Consider the following 21,642-nt stretch of genomic DNA (forward strand, 5'->3'; position numbering starts at 1 on the left):
GAGATCCGGTCAAAGCACTGATCAGTCGTTCGCGTCTACGGCCGACAACTCCACCGCACGGGGCCTGATCGTCCAGCCCAGCCTGGCTGCTCGTCGTGGTTCGCTGCCGCCACCTTGGCAGGCGACTACCGGCGCTCATCGGAGCGAACGCCGGACGGACCGCCCTGCTCCCAGAAGTCATTCAGCGCCTGCGTCAGTTCTTCCCTGAACTCAGTCAGGCTTCCCAGCAGGAACAGCTCCTGGTCGGACAGCCGATCGCCCGACATGGTTCGCTTCATCAAGGCGTCGATCTTCTGGCCAAGGACGCCCAGGCTGATTTCAACTGCCCGGTCGTACCCGTCCGCGTAGACGCGTCGGCCGACTTCAACGCCAGCTTCGCCGACCATGCCCCTCGTACCGTCAACCAAGCGGCCCATGATCCCCGCCACATTCTTCTCCTCCCGACCAATGCTGCGCCTGCTGCTACTCAAGCAGCCGAGGTCGCCTCGATGTGCTCACTGAACTCGATCGGGTGATGTCGGGCCCGATCGCCTGACAGGCGGAGTGGGGATCCAGGAGCCCTGAGGTACGAGGCACGCGCAGGGCGGCGGCTTGACCGACGACGAGAGGGCCACGCGGAAGCGGATTCGGCTGGAGGCCGTGGCGCGCTTCGAGGGCGGGGAGAAGAACTGGGACATCGCGGCCGCGCTGCGGGTGAGTGATCGGTCGGTGGAACGGTGGCACCGGCAGCGGCGGGAGCGCGACGAGTCGGAGGTCCGTTCGAAGAGTTCGCCGGGCAGGTCGAAGCTGAGCGAGGCGCAAGTGGTGCGGCTTGAAAGCGAGATGGAGCGTGGTCCGCTGGCCCATGGGGGGAGGACCGGCGCTGGACGCCGGCACGGGTGAAATCCCTAGCACGAGTTGCCCCTCCCGGATACGCGCCCACTCGAGGATTCCACCCATGGCGCGCAGGCCCCGCCCGCCCCGTATGCGGCCTTCGACCGCACGGTCGGGCTCACGGAAGGCTACTCCTTGCACTCCTTTACGCGCACGATTTGTGCCGTTGTGATCATGTTTCCGGATGGTTGACACGGCCCTGAGCGCGCCCGCCGGGGATGCAGTGACGGATTGGACTCGAGAGGTGACGCGTTGTTCGCCTCAGGTCTTCCTGGCCCTCTACAGGTGGCCGTACTTCTTCAAGTAGTGTCGCCAGCCGAGCCTCTGAGGGCTCATCACTTTTGCTGCTCACGATCCGTATCTACGGCTGGAGTTCACGGCGATGACGGCGGCGACCGGGATTGACGCGCGCTTTGCGTACCGTGTCTACCTCTCACTTCTTCGCAGCACAGAAAGCGGCATATGCCCGGAGGATCTCGCCCGGGACCTCGGCGCCGGGGTCGAGGAGGTCCGGGAGGCCGTCGAGTGGCTGGCCGGGAACGGGTTGCTCGACCGGGGGCCGGAGGCGGCGGCCACGCCGCAGAGCGTCCTGAGACGTTTGGTCGCCGATCAGCAGGAGCGTCTGGCGGAGTTCGCCCGGGCGCAGGACCTGATCTCCGACCTCACCGACGGCTTCCTCGCCACTCCGGCCTCCACGGGGGAGAGTCCGGCGGTCGAGGTGGTCGAGTCACGGGCGCAACTGGGGCAGCGGCTCGGCGAGTTGCACGCGTCCAGCCGGTCCGAGGTAGCGGTGATGCTGCCCACGGCGGCCGAGCGGGAAGCACTGCACCCGTGCATCCGCGAGGACGTCGAGCTGCTGCGCCGGGGTGTCCACTACCGGCTGGTGGCGCCGGCCTCCGCGCTGGCGAGCCCGGCGGTCGTGGAGTACGTGAACGCGCTCCAGGAGGCCGGGGCGGAGATCCGGACGGCGGAGTCGCTGCCGCTGCGGCTGGTCATCGTCGACCGGGAGAAGGTGGTCACCCGGTCGCAGGTCGAGGGGCTGCGCCGCAGTGTGGTGATCGACGGCGGACTGCTCGCCCAGCTCTTCACCCGGGTCTTCGAGCACAGCTGGTCCACGGCCGCGCCGTACACCAGGCGTCGGCGCGGCGGCGGTTCGGCGCCGGTGCTGTCCGGCACCCATCGGCTGGTACTGCGAATGATGGCCGCCGGGGCCACCGACAAGTCGATAGCCCGTCATCTCGGGTACTCGGACCGGACGGTGCGGCGGTTCGTCGCCGAGATCCTGCGGGTGCTGGAGACCGACAACCGACTCACGGCGATGGTGCGGGCCACCCGGCTCGGGCTGCTCGAACACGAGGGCCGGGAGAGCAGGGAAGGCCGGGAGAACAGGGAAGGCAGGGAAGGCCGGGAGGACAGGGAAGTGCGGGCGGCGCAGGGCTGATCGAAGCACCGGAGCGGCGCGGGGAGGATGTCACAGCAGCCCCCGTTCGGCGGCGATCCGGGCGGCGTCGAAGCGGTTGCGCCCGTCGAGCTTGCGCATCGCGCCCGAGGTGAGGTTGCGGACCGTCCCGGCGGCCAGGTAGAGCTCGCGGGCGACCTCCTTCACCGAGGCGCCGGTGGCGGTGAGCCGGAGGATCTCGCGTTCCCGCGCGCTCAGCACCTGCTCCGCGACGGCCGTCCGGACCGCCGGCCCGTCGGGCGCAGGTTCGGCCTCGCCGGGGGCCGGGCGGCCGCCCGCGGCGGCGTCCCGGATCGCGTCGACCAGGCGGGGGATCTTGGTCTGCTTGGTGACGACCCCGAGCGCCCCCGCCGACACCGCCCGGTCCACCAGGGTCCGGGTGGGCCGGGCCGCCATCAGGACGACCCGGCAGTCGGGTAGACGTTTCCCCAGCTCCCGCACCAGGCGGAAGCCGCCCTGCGCGGTGCCCATGCCCAGCACGGCCACGTCCGGCCGGCGGCGCACCGCGACCGGGACGACCATCGAACTCCGGTTCACCGCCCCCACGACCTCGAAGTCCTTGACGGACGCGAGCACCTCGGCGATCGCGTCCAGGGGCAGCAGCTGCTCGTCGGCTACCAACACACGAATGGTCATCACTAGGTCTCCCCCGAGGATCCCGTGAACGGAACTCATGGCGATCGTGCGGCCGCGCCCCAGTGTGTGGCGGACGGCCCGCTCCCGTCGACGGCACCCGGGCGTCCGGGTGCGGACATGTCCTCAGCAGGACCGGTGGGTCTACGTGGGTCTACGCGTGTCATTCGGTGACCCCTCAACTTATCCCGGGTCCGGCGGCCGACCCGACGCCCGCGGGCAGGGACGTGACAAGTGTCAGTAAAAGCAGGTCAACGCCTTGTCGGCGGTGACCTGCCGGGACCACGATGCGCACTGGTGATCGACTGCCGCGCGGGGCCCGTCCGCCCCGCGCGGCCCCCGACACCCGCTGCCCCCCGACCCCTCCGCCGCCCCGACAGCCCCCGCGCGGCACTCGGCCGCTCCCGGCCGACCCGACCCGACACCGCCCGCGCGGCACCCTCCCGCGCGGCTCCCGTCCGCCCCGATCCCGCCCCGACCCCGGCCCGTGCCCCGCCGGCACCCCGCCCCAGCGTGCCCCCGCACGCCCCGGGCCGGGCGCCGGTCCGCGCCCGGACCGGCTCCACGGATGCCCTGAGGAAGAGGACATGCACACAGACCCTGTGGTCCAGGACCCGGCCCAGGCCCTGGCCGTCGTCGGCATGGCGGGACGGTTCCCCGACGCCCCGGACGTCGAGAGCTTCTGGCGACTACTGATGGACCGTCACGACGCCATCGGCCCCGTCCCCGCGAGCCGTTGGGACGCCACCGCGCAGCTCGACCCGCAGCGCGAGATCCAGGCCGTCGGCGGATTCCTCACCGACGTCGACCGCTTCGACGCCACCTTCTTCGGCATCTCCCCCCGCGAGGCGGAGATGCTCGACCCGCAGCAGCGGCTGATGCTGGAGGCGGCCTGGCGGGCGCTGGAGGACGCCGGGACACCGGCCCGCGCGCTCGCGGGCAGCCGGACCGGCGTGTTCGTCGGCGCCGGCTGGCACGACTACGAGCACGTCGGCCGCAAGAGCGCCGCCGGCGTCACCCAGCACACGGCGCCCGGCTACGCGCTCGACATGATCGCCGCCCGGGTCTCCTACTTCCTCGGGCTCACCGGGCCCAGCCTGGTCGTCGAGACCGGCTGCTCCTCCGCGCTGGTCGCGGCGCACCTCGCCGCCCAGGCCCTGCGGGCCGGCGAGGTGGACGCGGCGATCATCGGCGGTGTCGCGCTGATCCTCGACCCGACCGCCTCGATCGGTCTGACGTACTTCGGCGGTCTCTCCCCCGACGGCCGGTGCAAGGCCTTCGGCGCCGGGGCGAACGGCTTCGTGCGCGGCGAGGGCGTGGGCGCCCTGTACGTGAAGACCGTCGCCCGGGCGCAGGCGGACGGGGACCGGATCCACGGTGTCATCGCCGGTACGGCCGTGAACAACGACGGCGGCGGACAGAGCGTCGTCGCGCCCAGTCCGCTCGGGCAGGAGCGGCTGCTGCGGGACTCCTACCGGCACTGGGGCATCCCGGCGGACCGGGTCGCCTATGTGGAGGCGCACGGCACCGGCACCTCGGTCGGCGACCCGATCGAGGCCGGCGCGGTCGGCCGGGTGCTGGGGCGGACCCGCAGCGCGGACGCCGGTCCGCTGCCGATCGGCTCGGTGAAGACCAACATCGGCCATCTGGAGGCCGCGGCCGGGATCCCCGGGCTGTTCAAGGCGCTGCTGTCGCTGCGCCACGGCGTGGTGCCGCCGAGCCTGCACTCGGCGGAGCTCAACCCGGAGATCGCCTTCGACGAGCTGAACGTGACGGTGGTCCGCGAGCCGCTGCCGCTGCCGGCGGACGAGCAGGTCTTCCTCGGCGTGAGCAGCTTCGGCTGGGGCGGCACCAACGCGCACGTGGTGCTGACCGGGGCGCCGCGGCCGGAGACCCCGGTCGCCGACGACCGACCCGACGCGCACCGCGCCGCCGAGGTGCACCGCGCCGCCGACGAGCACCGCGCCGCCGACGTGCATCACGCCCCCGTGCTGCTGCCGGTGTCCGCGCACTCGGAGCAGGCGCTCGCCGAGCGGGCCCGCGAGCTGCGCGATCTGCTCACCGGCGCCACCGACGCGGCGCCGGAGCAATCGCCGGAGCCGGAGCAGTCGCCGGAGCCGGAGCAACTGGCGGCGCTGGCCGGCACCCTGGCCTGGCAGCGCGACCAGTTCCCGGTCCGCGCCGCCCTGCTGGCCGCCGACGCCGCCGGAGCGGCCGCGCAGTTGGAGCGGCTGGCCGCCGACCCGGCCGGTGCCGAGCCGGTGCCCGGCGTCTTCACCGGCCGTGCCGCGACCGTCGGCCGGACCGCCTTCGTGTTCCCCGGCCAGGGCTCGCAGTGGCACGCCATGGGCCGCGAACTCCTGGCCGCCGAGCCGGTGTTCGCCGCGGTGATCCACCGCTGCGCGGCCGCGCTGGAGCCGTGGACGGACTGGGACCTGGTCCGGGTCGTCTCCGGCGAGGCCGGGGAGGAGTGGCTGTCGCGGATCGACATGCTGCAACCGACCCTCTGGGCCGTGTCGCTGGGCCTGTGCGAGCTGTGGCGGGCGGCCGGCGTCGAGCCGGACGTGGTGGTCGGCCACAGCCAGGGCGAGGTCACCGCGGCCACGGCGGCGGGCATCCTCTCCTACGAGGACGGCGCGATGGTCGTCGCCCGGCGCAGCGCGATCGCCCGCCGCACCTCGGGCAAGGGCCGGATGCTGGCGGTGGACCTCTCGCTGGACGCGGCGAAGGCGGCGCTGTCCGGCTTCGAGGAGGGCGTGTCGCTGGCCGTGAACAACGGCCCGAACAGCTGCGTGCTCTCCGGTGACACCGAACTCGTGCTGGCACTCAAGGAGTTGCTGGAGGCCGAGGGCACCTTCTGCCGGCTGGTGAACGTCGACTACGCCTCGCACAGCCCGCAGATGGACGAGCTGGAGGACGACCTGCTGGCGGCGCTGCGGTCGGTGCGGCCGGGCCGGGGCGACGTCGAGCTGATGTCGACGGTGCGGGTGGCCCCGCTGGAGGGGCCGGAGCTGGACGCCGGCTACTGGGTGGACAACCTGCGCCGGCCGGTGATGTTCGCGGACGCGATGGAGCGGCTGTTCGACACCGGGGTGACCCATGTGGTCGAGATCAGCCCGCACCCGGTGCTCACCCCGGCGCTGGAGCAGTTGGCGGCGCAACGGCCGGTGCCGCCGCAGGTGCTGTCGACGCTGCGGCGCGACCAGGGCTCGCCGGACACGGTGCGCGAGTCCGCGGCGCGGGCGTACGTGAGCGGTCTGGAGCCGTTCGGCGCGCTGCCGCGGTCCGCCTGGGCGCCGGTGCCGCCGTACCCGTGGCAACGGTCCGTGCACTGGGTGGAGCAGGGCCGCCGACGGGCCGGGAGCGGGGCCGGGGAGGAACTGCGGCTGGTGCCCTCGGTGACCGAGCAGGGTGCCTGGACCGGCATGCTGGAGCTGGCCCCGGCGGACATCCCCTGGGTGCGCGACCACCGGGTGTACGACGCGGTGGTGCTGCCGGGCACCGGGATGCTGGAGCTGGCGCTGCGCACGGCGCTGGCCAGGACCGGCGGTGCGCACCGCACGCTCGCCGAGGTCGGCCTGCACGGCCATCTGACGCTCACCGAGGAGCCGGTGACGGTGGCACTGGGCTGGCGGGACGATGTGACGGGCGGCGGCAGTTTCACGCTGTCCTCGCTGGAGCCGGGCGGGCAGGGCTGGGTGCGGCACGCCTCGGCGCGGGTGCTGGCGGAGGACACCGCGCCGGAGGCGCCGTCGTTCCCGGAGCGGCTGCTCGGTCTGGACGCCGCGCCGGCCGCCGCGTTCTACGCCGACTGCGCGGCGCGGGGCCTGAACTACGGTCCGGCGTTCCAGGGTGTGCTGGGGCTGCGGTCCGGGGCGGCGGAGTGCCTGGCCGAGGTGCGGCTGCCGGAGGGCTGCCTGGCCGGCGGCCATCCGCACCGGCTGCACCCGGCGCTGTGGGACGCGGCGCTGCAGGCGTCGATCCCGCTGTTCCCGGGCGAGGAGGCGGCGGTGCCGGTCGGGGTCGGGCGGGTGCATCTGCACCAGGACCTCGCGGAGCCGGTGACGGCGCTGTGGTCGCACGCGGTGCGGCGGGACGGCGGCGAGGAGGTGGACCTGTTCCTGTTCGACGCCGGGCGGCGGCCGGTGCTGAGCCTGCTGGGCCTGCGGATGCGGGCGCTGGCGGCCTCGGCCGATCCCGGTGCGGTGGACGCGGAGCGGATCCACCGGCTGGAGTTCCGGCCCGCGGAGCGCCTGGCCGAGGCCGACGAGGACGGGACCGACGCACCGCGGCACACCGGCCGCTGGGCGGTGTGCGCGGCCGACCCGGTCGGCGGCACGGCGGCCTGGGCGCGGGCCGGGGAGCTGGCCGAGGCGCTGGGCGCGCTCGGCGGGACGGCGCTGGCCCAGGTGGCCGACGGCGCGGACGCGGCGCGGACCGAGGTCTGGCAGGAGCGGCTGGCCACCGTGGAGGGGCTGGACGGTGTGGTGTTCCTGGCGCCGGGCGCGGACGCGGGGCCGGACGCCCAGCGGGCGGCCCTCACGGCGCTGGCCGCGCTGGTGCGCGCCTGCTCCGCGCGCCCGCAGGTGCCCCGGCTGGCCGTGGTGACCGCCGACGCCCAGCTGCCGCCGTCGGCGGCCGGGGCGGTCGACCCGGGCGCGGCCCTGTACTGGGGCTTCGGGCGGGTGCTGCGCCGTGAGCACCCCGAGCTGCGGCCGGTGCTGGTGGACGTGGCCGGTGACGAGGCCGACTGGGCGGCGCGGTGCGCCGTCGAGCTGTCGGCCGAGGACGGCGCGGACCAGGTGGTGCTGCGCGGCGGGGAGCGGCTGGTCGGCCGGCTGGTGCGCGGCGCGGCGGGCCCGGTGGACGACCTCGCGGACCCGGCCCGGCCGCGCTGGCGCTCGGCGGCCCCGCAGCCGTTCCGGCTCGCGCCGGACGGCCGGGGCACCTGGGACGGTCTGGCGTTCCGGCCGCTGGAGCGGCGGGCCCCGGGCGCCGGGGAGATCGAGCTCGCGGTGGGGTCGGCGGCGCTGAACTTCATCGACGTGATGAAGGTGATGGGCACCTATCCGGATCCGACGGCCGACGCCCGGCTGCTCGGTCTGGACGGCGCGGGCGTGGTGACCAGGACCGGCGCGGGCGTGACCCGCTTCGCCGTCGGCGACCGGGTGGTCGCCTGCACCAGCGGCGGCGCGCTCGCCACCCACTGGACGGTGCTCGCCGACCACGCGCAGCACGTGCCGGAGGGGATGACGGACGCCGACGCGGCGGCGTTCCCGGCGGTGACCATCACCGCCTGGTACGGCCTGCGGCATCTGGCCTCGCTGCTGCCGGGCGAGACGGTGCTGATCCATTCGGCGGCGGGCGGGCTGGGGCTGGCGGCGATCGCGGTGGCGCGGCTGCTGGGCGCCGAGGTGCTCGCCACGGCGGGCAGCGCGCACAAGCGGGCCCGGCTGCGCGAGCTGGGCGTGCGGCACGTCTTCGACTCCCGGGACCTCTCCTGGGCGGACGAGGTGCGGGCGGCGACCGGCGGCCGCGGGGTGGACGTCGTCCTCAACTCGCTGACGGGCGCGGCGATCCCGCTGGGTCTGGAGGTGCTGGCCGAGGGCGGGCGGTTCGTCGAGGTCGGCAAGGCCGACATCTACGGCGGGCGCACGCTGGGCCTGGACGCGTTCCGCAAGGGCATCGGCCTGTCCTCGCTGGACCTCGCCGGGGTGATCGCCCGGCGGCCGGCGCTGTTCACCCGGCTGTTCGCCGAGGTGTGGGAGCGGGTGGAGGCGGGTGAGCTGGCGCCGCTGCCGGTGCTGTCCTACCCGTTCGCGCGGGCCGCCGAGGCGATGCGGGAGATGTCCCACGGCCGGCACATCGGGAAGTTCGTGCTCTCGGACCCGTCGACGGTCACCGAGGTCGCGCCGGAGCCGCTGCGGGACGGCCGGTTCCGGGGCGACGGCACCTATCTGATCACCGGCGGGCTCGGGGCGCTCGGCCTGTCGCTGGCGGAGTTCATGGCCGGGCGCGGCGCGGGCCGGCTGGCCCTGGTGGGCCGCTCGGCGCCGACGGCGGAGGCGGCGGCCCGGATCGGGGCGCTGCGGGCGCGCGGTGTGCTGGTGGAGACCTTCGCGGCCGATGTCGCCGACGCGGCGGCGGTGCGCCGGGTCCGCGAGCAACTGCCCCCGCTGCGCGGGGTGGTGCACGCGGCCGGCCTGCTGGACGACGCGACCGTGCTCAATCTGACGGCGGAGCAGCTGGACCGGGTACTGGCGCCCAAGGTCGACGGCGCGGTCCACCTGGACGCGGCGACCGAGGGCGATCCGCTGGACTTCTTCCTGCTGTTCTCCTCCGCGGCCGCGCTGTTCGGCAACGCCGGCCAGGCGGCCTACGCGGCGGGCAACGCCTTCATGGACGCGCTGGCGGTGGACCGGCGGCGGCGCGGGCTGCCGGCGCTGAGCGTGCAGTGGGGCCCGTTCAGCGACGTCGGTCTGGCCGCCGCGGACGACAACCGAGGGGCCCGGCTGGCGGAGCGCGGCATGGCGGGTTTCTCCACCGCCGAGGCGTGGCGGGCGCTGGAGGGGTTCCTCGGCGGCGACGAGCAGGTGGTCGCGTATGTGCCGATCGACCTGCGGCAGTACCTGGAGGCGTACCCGGACACCGCGACGCTGGCCAGTTGGAGCGCGCTGCGGGAGCTGGCCCGGCACGGCGGGAGCGGCAGCAGCGCGGGCGCGGCGTTCCTGGCCGAGCTGCGCGGGGCGCCGCAGGAGCGGTGGCCGGAGCTGCTGGAGGCCAAGGTGCAGGAGCTGGCCGGGCGGGTGCTGCGGCTGGAGGCCGGGGCGATCGACCGGGACACGCCGTTCAAGTCGCTGGGGCTGGACTCGCTGATGGGTCTGGAGCTGCGCAACCGGCTGGAGGCGGCGTTCGGGCTGCGGCTGTCGCCGACGCTGCTGTGGACGTACGGGTCGGCGCGGGCGCTGTCGGCGGTGCTGGCCGAACGGCTGCTGGGCGATCCGGCGGCGGCGGGCGAGGACGGCGAGGACGGCTCCTCGGGCGAAGCCGCTACGGAAGGCGAGGGCTGAGCAGATGACGGAGCAGCAGCAGGGCGGCACCACCGCGCCCGCGCCCACCCCGCTCACCCGGGCGCTCGACACCGTCCGCAAGCTGCGGGCACAGCTGGACGCCGCGAGCGGCACCGGCCCGCTGGCCGTGGTCGGCATCGGCCTGCGGCTGCCGGGCGGCATCGTCGACCTGGAGGGCTACTGGGAGGCGCTGGCCGAGGGCCGCGAGCTGGTGGGTCCGCTGCCCGCCGGGCGGCGCGGGCCGTTCGCCGCCGAGTGGGAGCAACTGCCGCACAGCGGCGGGTTCCTCGACGAGGTGATGGACTTCGACGCGGAGTTCTTCGGCATGGGACCGGCCGAGGCCCGGGGGGTCGACCCGCAGCAGCGGCTGCTGCTGGAGGTCGCCTGGGAGGCGCTGGAGAACGCCGCGCTGCCGCCGGACCGGCTGGACGCGGCCCGCACCGGGCTGTTCGTCGGGATCACCGGCCAGGAGTACTGGGACTGGCACAGCGGCGAGTTGGACACCCACTGGGCGGGCGGCAACGGCCACTGCTTCACGGTGGGCCGGGTGGCGTACGCGCTGGGGCTGGCCGGGCCGGCCATCACGGTGGACACCGCCTGCTCCTCCTCGCTGGTGTCGGTGCACCTGGCGCGCCAGGCGCTGGCCCGCCGGGAGTGCGACGTGGCGCTGGCGGGCGGGGTGAACCTGGTGCTCTCGCCGCGCGCGACCCGGCTGCACCGGCTGGCGGGCACCCTGTCGCCGGACGGGCGGTGCCGTCCCTTCGACGCCCGGGCGAACGGCTTCGCCCGGGGCGAGGGCTGCGGCGTCCTGGTGCTGAAGCGCCTGGAGGACGCGCGGCGCGACGGCGACCGGGTGCACGCGGTGGTGCACGGCTCCGCGGTCAACCAGACCGGGCGCTCGACCGGCTTCACGGCGCCCAATGTGCTGTCGGAGGTCGCGCTGACCGAGGCGGCGCTCGCGGACGCCGGGCTCACCGCCGCCGACATCGGCCTGGTGGAGGCGCACGGCACCGGCACCTCGCTCGGGGACACCATCGAGATGGAGGCCATCGCCGCCGCGCTGGGCCGTCGCAACGGCGGCGCCGAGCTGAGCGTCGGCTCGGTCAAGGCCAATCTGGGCCACCCGGAGTCCGCGGCCGGGGTGATCGCCCTGGTAAAGGCGGTGCTGTGCCTGCGGCGGCGCGAGGTGCCGCCGCTGGTGAACTTCAGCACCCTCAATCCGCTGATCGACCTGGACGGCACCGCCATCACCCTGCCGACGGCGCTGGGGCCCTGGCCGGAGCGCGGCGGGCGGCACGCGGCGGTGAGCGCGTTCGGCATGGGCGGCACCAACGCCCAGGTGATCCTGGGCGCGGCCGAGGCCACCGCCGGGTCCGAGGCCGGGGCCGATACCGGGGCCGGGGCCGTCCCGGTGGCGGGCTTCGAGCTCTCCGCCCGGACCCCGGAGGCGGTGCGGGCGCTGGCCGGCGCCCTGCACGGGCGGCTCGCCGGGCTGCCGGACGGCTCCTACCCGGCGTTCGCCTACACGGCCGGGGCCGGGCGGGCCCGGCACCGCTGGCGGGCGCGGATCGCCGCCGCCGACCGGGCCGCCGCGCTGCGGGCGCTGAGCGGGCTGGCCGAGGGCGGTGCGCCGTCCGGTGTGGTACTCGCCGAGCGGGAGCAGCACGACCGGGAGGGGGCCGACGGCGGGTTCGCGGGGCTGCCCAGGGCGGTGCTGGACCTGCCGAACTACCCCTGGCAGCGGCGCCGGTACGCTCCCGAGGCTCCTGCCGTTCCCGAGACGCGGGCGCCCGTCGTTCCCGAGCTGCTGGCGCTCGCCGTTCCCGAGACGCGGCCGTCCGCCGAGGAGGGGACCGGGCGCGCGCTGTTCGCCCTGGAGTGGGCCGAGACCGAGCCCGGTACGGGTGCGCCGTGCGGCGCACCGGGCCGCTGGCTGCTGTTCGCGGACCGCGCGGGCACGGCCGGCGCCCTGGGCGCCGAACTCGTCGCCCGGCGCGGCAGTTGGGTGACCGTCACCCCGGGCAGCGGCTCCCGGCGGATCGACCCGCTGCGGTACGAGCTCGACCCGGCCCGGCCGGAGGACCTCGCGGCCCTGCTCAAGGAGCTGCGCGCGGCCGGTGACGAGCCGTGGGCCGGGGTCCTGTACGCCTGGGGCCTGGACGCGGCCGCCGGACCGGCACCGGCGGGCCCGGGTCCGTTCCCGCTCCCGGCGGCGCGGGAGGACACCCTCCGCCCGGCCCCGCTGCTGGTCCGGGAGCTGGCCGCCGAGGGGCTGCCCGGCGCCCCGCGCCTGGTGCTGCTGACCCGGGGCGCCCAGCGGGTGACCGAGCGGGACGGGGCGCCCGACCCGGTGCAGGCGCTGCTGTGGGGTGCGGCCGGCGTGGCCTCGGCCGGGACCGACGTGCCCCGCCCGCTGCTGGTGGACCTCGACCCGGACCCGGCGCGGGACGACGCGGCCCGGCTGCTGGACGTGCTGCTGCGCCCGGGCGGGGAAGGCCCGGCCGCACTGCGCGGACCGGTCGGGTACACGCCGGTCCGGGTGCCGCAGGACTCCGCCGACGGCACCGAACCCGCGTGGCAGCGGCGGCCGTTCGACCCGGAGCTGGACACCAACCAGCGGCTGCTGGCGGTCCGGCCCGGCCTGCTGGAGAGCCTGACGCCGACCCGCTGGGAGCGGACGGCGCCCGGCCCCGGCCAGGTGGAGATCGAGGTCGCCGCGGCGGGGTTGAACTTCAGCGACGTGCTCAAGGCGATGGGCGCCTACCCGGGCGCGGCCGGCACGGTCCCGCTGGGGGTCGAGTGCGCGGGCCGGGTGAGCGCGGTCGGCGCGGGCGTCGGGCGCTTCCGGGTCGGCGACCGGGTGATGGCGGTCGCGCCGTCCGCGCTCGCGGCCTTCACCACCACCGAGGAGCACCTGGTGGCGCCGAGGCCGTCGGCGCTGGACGACGAGCAGGCGGCGGCGGTGCCGGTGGCCTTCCTCACCGCCGTGTACGGTCTCGGCCACCTGGCCCGGCTGCGGGCGGGCGAGACGGTGCTGGTCCACTCGGCCAGCGGCGGTGTGGGCCTGGCCGCGCTGGCGGTGGCCCGGCGGTGCGGGGCACGGGTGTTCGCCACCGCGGGGACGGCCGCCAAGCGCCGGTTCCTGCGCGAACTCGACGGTGTGGAGCTGGTGATGGACTCCCGCTCGACGGACTTCGCGGCGGAGGTCGCGGCGGCCACCGGCGGGCGCGGGGTCGATGTGGTGCTCAACTCCCTGACCGGGGAGGCGCTGCGGCTCGGCCTGGGGCTGCTGGCGCCGGGCGGGCGGTTCGTCGAGCTGGGCAAGCGGGACATCCATGACGACAGTCCGATCGGCCTCGGCGGCCTGAAGGCGAACCGGGCCCTGTTCGCGGTCGACCTGGACCACACCTTCCATGCGCAACCGGGGCTGCTGGCCGAGCTGTTCGAGGAGGTGGTGCGGGGCTTCGAGGACGGCGGCTTCGGACCGCTGCCGGTCACCGTCCACCCGTTCGCCGGGGCCCGGGAGGCGTTCGCCGTCATGGCGCAGGCCCGGCACACCGGGAAGCTGGTGCTGCGTCCGGAGCCGGCGCCCGAGCTCGCGGTGCCGCCGACCCGCTCGGTGGTCCGGGCCCGGGCCGGGTACCTGGTCACCGGGGGCACCACCCCGGTGGCCCTGGCGGCGGCCCGCCGGCTGGCGGACCTGGGGGCCCGCAGGATCGCCCTGCTCCGCTCCGCCGGAACCGCCCCGGACCCCACCGCAGAACCGGGGCTGGCCGAACTGCGAGCCCGGGGCGTGGAGTTGCTGCTGCCGGTCGCCGACCTGTCCGACGCCGGGGCGCCGGCCGCCGCAGTGGCCGCGTTCGACATCCCGGCGGCGCCGCTGGCCGGGGTGGTGCACCTCGCGGGCGCGGAGACTCCGGCCGCTACGACGGACGGCGGCGGGCCGGAGGAGGCCGAGGACGACGACCCGCTGGGCGCCGTCGACCCGGCCGCCGACGCCTGGCGGATCCATCTCGCCACCGCCGACCGGCCGTTGGACTTCCTGGTGCTGTCCGACCCGGTCTCCGCACCCGGCCGGGGGACGGCGCTCGGCGCCTGTCTGGACGCGCTCGCCGGGCGCCGCAGGGCCGCCGGACTGCCCGCGCTGAGCGTGGACGGCGCCGGACTGGCCTCCCTCGCTCGGCTGTTGGGCAGCCCCGCCACGATCGTCCGCTCGACCGACGGCTCCCCCGAGGCCGGCTCCACCGCCGCCGACTCCGACGGCGGGGAGGCGGTCCGGCGGCAGCTGCTGGCGGTCGAGCCGGGCCGCCGCCGCCGGGCCGTGCTGGTCCGGCACTGCCGGGAGCTGGCCGCCCGGGTGCTCGACGGGCCCGGCGCGCCGGACCCGGCGGCGATCGACAGCGCGGCGCCGCTGGCCGGCCTCGGCTTCGACTCGATGCGCACCCTGGAGCTGCGGTCGCGGCTGGAGCTGTCGCTCGGCGTCCCGCTGCCCGCCACGCTGGGCTGGCAGTACCCGACGCTGGACGCCCTGGTGCCGTTCCTCGCCGAGCGGATGGGGATCCCGCTGGAGGCCGCCGCCGCTCCCGTTTCCGCACCCGAAGCCGTGGACCGACCGGACCTCGACCTCCACGGCGGCCCCGAGGACCTCGACGGGCTGTCGGAGCGCGAACTGGAGGCCCTCCTCCTCGCCAAGACCGAGCAGTTCGACACCAGTGCCGATCCGACCGACCGGGGGCAGGGACGATGACCACGCGCGAGCACACCACCCGGGGCGACACGCCCGAGGACCGCTCCGGCTCGATGACGGCGATGAAGCGCGCCTATCTGACCATGGAGCGGATGCAGCGCCGGATCGACGAGCAGGAGCGGGCCAGGACCGAGCCGATCGCCATCGTCGGTGTCGGCTGCCGCTTCCCCGGCGGGGTCACCGACCCGGACTCGTACTGGGAGCTGCTGGCCGCCGGCACCGACACGATCGGAGAGATCCCGGCCGACCGCTGGGACGTCGACGCGTTCTACGACGAGCAGCCGCGCACCCCCGGGAAGCACAGCACCCGCTGGGGCGGCTTCCTGGACCACATCGACCGCTTCGACCACGAGTTCTTCGGCATCTCCCGCCGGGAGGCGGTGTCGATGGACCCGCAGCAGCGGCTGGTGCTGGAGGTCGCCTGGGAGGCCCTGGAGGACGCCGGGCAGGCGCCGGACGCGCTGGCGGGCAGCCGGACCGGGGTGTTCCTGGGCATCTGCAGCAACGACTACGCCGGGCTGCTGTTCCGCGAGCCGCAGGACATCACCGCCCACGCGTCCACCGGCGTCGCGCACAGCATCGCCAGCGGCCGTCTCTCCTACCTGCTGGACCTGCGCGGGCCGAGCGTCTCGGTGGACACCGCCTGCTCCTCCTCGCTGGTCGCCGTGCACCAGGCCTGCCAGAACCTGCGGCTCGGCGAGTGCGACCTCGCGATGGCGGGCGGCGTCAACGCGGTGGTCGCGCCGGACGCGGCGATCTCGTTCTCGCAGTTCCCGGAGATGCTCGCCGACGACGGCCGCTGCAAGACCTTCGACGCGGCGGCGAACGGCTTCGTCCGCAGCGAGGGCTGCGGCGTGGTGGTGCTCAAGCGGCTCTCGGACGCGCGCCGCGACGGCGACCGGGTGCTCGCGGTGATCCGCGGCTCGGCCGTCAACCAGGACGGGCGCAGCTCGGGCCTGACCGCGCCCAACGGCGCCGCCCAACGCGAGGTGTTCCGCCGGGCGCTGGCCGCCGCCGGGGTGGGCCCGGAGCGGGTCGGCTACATCGAGACCCACGGCGCCGGCACCAAGCTTGGCGACCCGATCGAGGTGTCCGCGCTGGCCGAGGTCTACGGCCGCGCCGAGGGCGCGCCGCTGCACCTCGGCGCCGTGAAGACCAACCTGGGCCATCTGGAGGCGGCGGCCGGGATCGCCGGGCTGATCAAGGCGGCGCTCTGCGTGGACCGGGGGCAGATCCCGGCCAATCTGCACTTCGGCGAGCTCAATCCGCACATCTCCTTCGAGGGCACCACCTTCGCCGTGCCGACGTCGCTCACCCCGTGGCCGGCGGAGGGGACCGACGGGGCGCGGCGGCTGGCGGGCGTCAGCAGCTTCGGCTTCAGCGGCACCAACGCCCACCTGATCGTCGAGCAGGCGCCGGACGCCCCGGCTTCCGAACCGGACGCCGACCCGGACGCCGACCCGGGCGAGGGCCGTCCGCTGTCGGTGCTCGCCCTGTCGGCGCGCAGCGGCGGCGCCCTGCTGAAGCTCGCCCGCCGCTACCAGGACCGGCTGGCGAAGGCCGGTCCCGCGAGCGCGGCCGATCTGTGCTTCTCCGCGAACACCGGCCGCTCGCACTTCCCGCACCGCCTCGCCGCCGTCGGGGCCACGCCGGGCGAACTCGCCGGGCGGCTGGCGGACTTCGTCCGGGACGACCCGGGCGAGGGGCTGCTGCTGGGCCGCTCCGGGGGCGCCGCCCCGGCCGGGCCCGGGTCGACGACCGAACCGGTCTTCCTGTTCACCGGCCAGGGGCCGCAACGCGCGGGCATGGCCCGGCGGTTGTACGAGACGCAGCCCTTCTTCCGGCGCGTCCTGGACCAGTGCGACGAGATCCTGCGGGACGTCCTGCCGGCGCCGCTGCTGTCCGCCGTGTACCCGGCCTCGGCGGCGGACGGCGAGCTGATCAACACCATGGAGTTCGCCCAGCCCGGCCTGTTCGCCGTGGAGTACGCGCTGGCCGGGCTGTGGCGCTCCTGGGGCGTGGAGCCGGCCGCCGTGATCGGCCACAGCCTCGGCGAGTACGCCGCCGCCTGCTTCGCCGGCGCGCTGCCGCTGGAGGACGGCCTGCGGCTGGTCGCCGAGCGCGGGCGGCTGCTCCAGCGGCTCGCCGAGTCCGGGGCGATGGCCGCGATCGCCGCCCCCGCGGACGAGGTGGCGGCCGAACTCGCCCGCCACGACGCGGCGCTGGTCGCCGTGGCCGCCGTCAACGGTCCGGCGAACACCACCGTCTCCGGGGTGCGGGAGGTCGTCGACGAGGTCTGCGCGGCCTTCGCCGCGCGCGGCGCGGAGGTGCGGCGGCTGCGCATCTCCACCTCCTCGCACTCCCCGTTGGTGGAACCGGTGCTGGAGCCGCTGCGGGCCGCGCTGGAGAAGGTCACGTTCGGCGCGCCGGCCGTCCCGCTGCTGTCCAACCTGACCGGTGGGCTGTGGCCGTGGGACCGGCCGCTGGACACCGACTACTGGCTGCGGCACGCGCGGCAGCCGGTGCTGTTCGCCGACGGGGTTCGGGCGCTGTACGAGCTGGGGCACCGCACCTTCCTGGAGGTCGGCCCGGCGCCGACGCTGCTGGGCCTGGTCGGCGAGGTGCTGACCGGCGACGACGTGCTGATGCTGCCCAGCCTGCGGCCGAAGTACGACGACTGGGAGATCCTGCTCGGCAGCCTCGGGCGGCTGTACGCCGAGGGGGCCGAGGTCGACTGGGCCGGGTTCGACCGGGAGTACCGGCGGGCCAGGACGTCGCTGCCGCACTACCCGTTCGCCGCCACCCGCTGCTGGCACGAGCCCAGCGGCGACGGCTCCGCCGCGGCTCCCGCCCGGCGGCCCGCGCCGCAGGCCGGGCGGCCCGAACGCGTGCCGCGGACCGGACGCGCCGAACGCGCCGAGCGGACCGAACGGACCGAACGCGTCGAGCGGTCGGAACGCGCCGCGCGCACCGAGCGGCCCGTACCCGCCCAGCGGTCCGCCTCGCCCCGGACGGCCCCGGCCCGCCGGCTGGCCGGCGCCCCCGGCCGGGCGGCGGCGAGCGCGCTGCCGACCGCCGAGGAGCTGCTCGCCTCCCCCGCCGAGCAGCGGGTCGCGACCCTGGTCGCCGGGCTGACCGCCAGCGTGCGCGCCGCCCTGGGCTCGCGCGCGGCCGCCGTCGACGCCGACGCGCCGCTGTCCGCCCTCGGCCTGGACTCGCTGATGGCCGTGGAACTGCGCAACGAGATCCAGGGCCGGCTGGGCGTCAAGGTGACCGTCGCCGAGTTCCTCAAGGGCGCCACGGTCCGCAGCCTGGCCGGGCAGGTGGTCGAGGGGCTGACCGCCTCCGGGCCCGCCGCCACCGCCGGGGAGGCGGCGCCGATCCGCCGGGCGGCCCGCTCCGCCGACCGGACCCCCGACGCCGATGCCGACCCCACCGCCGAGCTGCTCGCCCTCCTGGAGCAGGTCACCGAGACGTCGGAGCGGATCGATGACTGAGCTCGACGAGCGCCTCGCCGCGCTGACCCCGGAGCAGCGGGCGCACCTGGACCGGCTGCTCGCCGAACGGCGGGCGAGCGAGCACGCGACTGCGGCACCCCCCGCCGAGGACGTCTTCCCGCTCTCGCTGTTCCAGCAGGGCATGTGGTTCCTGGAGCAGGTCCGACCGGCGAACCCGGCCTATGTGGTGCCGGGCGCGGTGCGGGTGCGCGGCCCGGTGGACGCCGGGGTGCTGCGCGCGGCGCTGCGCGAGGTGGTCCGCCGGCACGAGGCGCTGCGCACCACCTTCGCGCTGCGCGACGGCCGCCCCGTCCAGGTGGTGCGCCCGCCCGTCGAACCGGACCTGCCCGTGGCCGACCTCCGGCAGGCCGGGCTCACCCCGGCCGAGCTGGACGAGCGGATCGTGGCGGCCGCGGTCGGCGAACCGTTCGACCTGGAGGCCGGGCCGCCGCTGCGGCTGGCCCTGCTGCGCACCGGCGAGGACGAGTCGGTGCTCGTGCTCGCCCTGCACCACCTGGTCTCGGACCGCTGGTCGTTCTGGGTGCTGCTGGCCGAACTCGCCGCGCTGTACGAGGCGTTCGCGGCCGGCCGGCCCTCGCCGCTGCCCGAGCTGCCGGTCCAGTACGCCGACTTCGCGCTCTGGCAGCGCGAGCAGCACGAACAGGGGCGCTGGGCGGAGCAGTCGGCGTACTGGAAGGAGCGGCTGGCCGGGGCCCCGGCCGCGCTGGAGCTGCCGACCGACCGGCCGCGCCCGGCCGTCCAGGGCTTCAACGGCGGCACACTGCCGTTCGAGCTGCCCGAGCCGCTGCTGCGCGGACTGTCGGAGCTGGCCCACCGCCGCGGCGCGACCACCTACATGGCACTGCTGGCCGTGTTCACGGTGCTGCTGTCCCGGTCCGCCCGTTGCCGGGACGTGGTGGTGGGGGTGCCCACCGCCGTCCGTGACCGGCCCGAACTGGAGCCGTTGATCGGCTACTTCGTCAACACCCTGCCGATCCGCACCGAGCTGGACGGCGAGCCGTCCTTCACCGAGGTGCTGGACCGGGTGCGGGCGGCCTGCCTCGGCGCCTACGAGCACCAGGAGGTGCCGTTCGAGCTGGTGGTCGGCGAGCTGGGCACGGCCCGCGACCTCAGCCGGCCGCCGGTGTTCCAGGTGAGCTTCGCCTACGGCCGGGAGGCGGTGCCGGACCTCACCCTGGGCGGCGCGCGACTGGAGCCGGTGCCGGTGCGCGGCGGCGGCGCGCGCTTCGACCTGGAGCTCCAGGCCTTCGACCGGGACGGCGGCCTGAGCGGCTGGTTCGAGTACGACCGCGACCTGTTCGACGAGTCCACCGTCGCCCGGCTGGCCGACCGCTTCGGCCGCCTGGCCGAGCAGGCGGTGGCCGCTCCGGAGCGGCCGGTGGAGCAGCTCGAACTGCTGACGGAGGCCGAACGCCACCGGGTGCTGGTGGAGTTCAACGACACCGCGCGGGACTGGCCGGCCGGGGAGGGCTGGATCCACCAGGCCTTCGAGGAGCGGGCGCGGCTGCGTCCGGAGGCGGTGGCGCTGCGCTTCGAGGGCCGTTCGGTGGGCTACGGCGAGCTGGACCGGCGGGCCAACCGGCTCGCCCACCGGCTGCGCGGGCTCGGCGTCGGCCGGGACACCGTGGTCGGCGTCGGCATGGAGCGGGCGCCGGAGCTGGTGGTGGCGCTGCTGGCGGTGCTCAAGGCGGGCGGCGCCTATCTGCCGCTGGACCCGGAGCTGCCGGCGGCCCGGCTGGAGCACATGGCGCGGGACGCCCGGGTGCCGGTGCTGCTCACCCAGCGCCGGGTGCTCGGGCGGCTGCCGCGGGTCGACGCCGAGGTGCTGTGCGTGGAGGAGTTCGAGGCAGGCCCTGTCGGGGAGCCGGACACCGCCCCGGAGGTCGAGGTCGGCGGCGAGGACCTCGCCTACGTCATCTACACCTCCGGCTCCACCGGCGCGCCCAAGGGCGTCATGAACGTGCACGCGGCGATCCGCAACCGGCTGCTGTGGATGCAGGACGCCTACCGGCTGGACGCCGCGGACCGGGTGCTGCAGAAGACGCCGTTCTCCTTCGACGTGTCGGTGTGGGAGTTCTTCTGGCCGCTGGCGGCCGGGGCGACCCTGGTGCTGGCCCGGCCGGAGGGGCACCGGGACACCGGCTACCTGGCCCGGACGATCCGGGCGGAGGGCGTGACGACGGTGCACTTCGTGCCGTCGATGCTGCAGGCCTTCCTGCGCGAGCCGGTGGAGGAGTGCCGGAGCCTGCGCCGGGTGGTGTGCAGCGGCGAGGCGCTGCCGCGCGACCTCCAGGACCGCTTCCTGGCCCGCTCCACCGCCGCCCTGTACAACCTGTACGGCCCGACCGAGGCCGCCGTCGACGTGACCCACTGGACCTGCGGGCCGGACGACGACCCCCGGCGGCCGGTGCCGATCGGCCGCCCGATCGCCAACACCCGGATCCTGGTCCTGGACGGCGCGATGCGGCCGGTGCCGGTCGGGGTGCCCGGCGAGCTGCACATCGGCGGCCGGGGCCTGGCCCGGGGCTATCTGAACCGGCCGGAGCTGACCGCCGAGCGCTTCGTCCGGGACCCGTTCGACCCGGACCCGGCGGCGCGGCTGTACCGCACCGGCGACCTCGCGCGGTTCCGCGAGGACGGCGCGGTGGAGTTCCTCGGCCGGCTGGACCACCAGGTGAAGCTGCGCGGCCTGCGGATCGAGCTCGGCGAGATCGAGTCCGTGCTGACCGAGCACCCGGCGGTACGGGAGGCCGTGGTCACGGCCCGTCCGCACCGGACCGGGGACGTGCGGCTGGTCGCCCACCTCACCACGACCGACGCCGGGGCGCCGCCGACGCCCGCCGACCTGGCCGCCCACCTGCGCGGCCGGCTGCCCGGCTACATGGTGCCCGCCGTGTTCGCCGTGCTGGACGCGCTGCCGCTCACGCCGAGCGGCAAGGTGGACCGCAACGCCCTGCCCGAGCCGGGCGAGGACGGCCCGGCCGCGGGCGCGCCGTTCACCGCACCCGAGGAGGGGCTGCAACGGTCGCTGGCCGGGCTGTGGCGCACGGTGCTGGGGGTGGAGCGGGTCGGCGCCCACGACAACTTCTTCGACCTCGGCGGGCACTCGCTGCTGATGGCCGAGCTGCGGTCGCTGCTGGCGGCGGACCTCGGGCACCGGGTGTCGATGGTCGAGCTGTTCCAGCACCCCACGGTGGCCTCGCTGGCCGCCCATCTGAGCCGGTCCGGGGTGGATCCGTCCACGGCCCCCGGGGCGGCCGCGCGCGAGCGCGCGGAGAACCGACGCCGGGCCGGTGCCCGGCGGCAACAGGCGGCCGTGCGCCGTGCCCGTTCCTGAGAGCG

7 protein-coding genes and 1 pseudogene are annotated in these 21,642 nt (G+C 75.8%); 6 read left to right on the forward strand and 2 right to left on the reverse strand.

The features are described from left to right. Positions 1-125: 125 nt before the first annotated feature. Positions 126-428 (reverse strand): hypothetical protein, encoded by a 303-nt coding sequence (locus tag ACW14Y_RS03045; RefSeq protein WP_380395099.1) that lies wholly within the window; start codon positions 426-428, stop codon positions 126-128. Positions 429-591: 163 nt separating this feature from the next. Between ACW14Y_RS03045 and ACW14Y_RS03050 the strand changes: the two are divergent. Both ACW14Y_RS03050 and ACW14Y_RS03055 read left to right on the forward strand, forming a co-directional pair. Beyond that, positions 592-890, forward strand: a pseudogene (locus ACW14Y_RS03050) (helix-turn-helix domain-containing protein); the annotation flags it as partial. A gap of 365 nt (positions 891-1,255) precedes the next feature. Continuing rightward, the gene (locus ACW14Y_RS03055; RefSeq protein ID WP_456985764.1) at positions 1,256-2,314 is read left to right on the forward strand and encodes a LuxR C-terminal-related transcriptional regulator; all 1,059 of its coding nucleotides are present in this window, start codon (positions 1,256-1,258) and stop codon (positions 2,312-2,314) included. 30 nt (positions 2,315-2,344) lie between these two features. On the opposite strand, the gene ACW14Y_RS03060 is transcribed toward ACW14Y_RS03055, so the two are convergent. After that, positions 2,345-2,968: a LuxR C-terminal-related transcriptional regulator gene (locus tag ACW14Y_RS03060; protein WP_030395401.1), complete on the reverse strand. Its 624-nt coding sequence runs from the start codon at positions 2,966-2,968 to the stop codon at positions 2,345-2,347. A 584-nt stretch (positions 2,969-3,552) separates the two neighbouring features. On the opposite strand from ACW14Y_RS03060, the gene ACW14Y_RS03065 reads away from it, so the two are divergent. The 4 genes from ACW14Y_RS03065 to ACW14Y_RS03080 are packed head-to-tail and all read left to right on the forward strand — an operon-like array spanning position 3,553 to position 21,637. Next, positions 3,553-10,035 carry an SDR family NAD(P)-dependent oxidoreductase gene (locus ACW14Y_RS03065; RefSeq protein WP_456985765.1) on the forward strand — a complete coding sequence of 2,161 codons (6,483 nt, stop codon included), beginning with the start codon at positions 3,553-3,555 and terminating at the stop codon, positions 10,033-10,035. Positions 10,036-10,039: 4 nt separating this feature from the next. Next, positions 10,040-14,782 carry a beta-ketoacyl synthase N-terminal-like domain-containing protein gene (locus ACW14Y_RS03070; RefSeq protein WP_456985766.1) on the forward strand — a complete coding sequence of 1,581 codons (4,743 nt, stop codon included), beginning with the start codon at positions 10,040-10,042 and terminating at the stop codon, positions 14,780-14,782. Then, on the forward strand, positions 14,779-18,279 hold the full coding sequence (locus ACW14Y_RS03075; RefSeq protein ID WP_456985767.1) for a type I polyketide synthase: 3,501 nt from the start codon (positions 14,779-14,781) through the stop codon (positions 18,277-18,279). The genes ACW14Y_RS03070 and ACW14Y_RS03075 overlap by 4 nt, the downstream gene beginning before the upstream one ends. Then, positions 18,272-21,637, forward strand: a complete 3,366-nt coding sequence (locus tag ACW14Y_RS03080) for an amino acid adenylation domain-containing protein (RefSeq protein WP_456985768.1) — start codon at positions 18,272-18,274, stop codon at positions 21,635-21,637. Before ACW14Y_RS03075 ends, ACW14Y_RS03080 begins: the two co-directional genes overlap by 8 nt. Positions 21,638-21,642: the final 5 nt, after the last annotated feature.

It is taken from the genome of Kitasatospora sp. cg17-2, assembly GCF_054031055.1.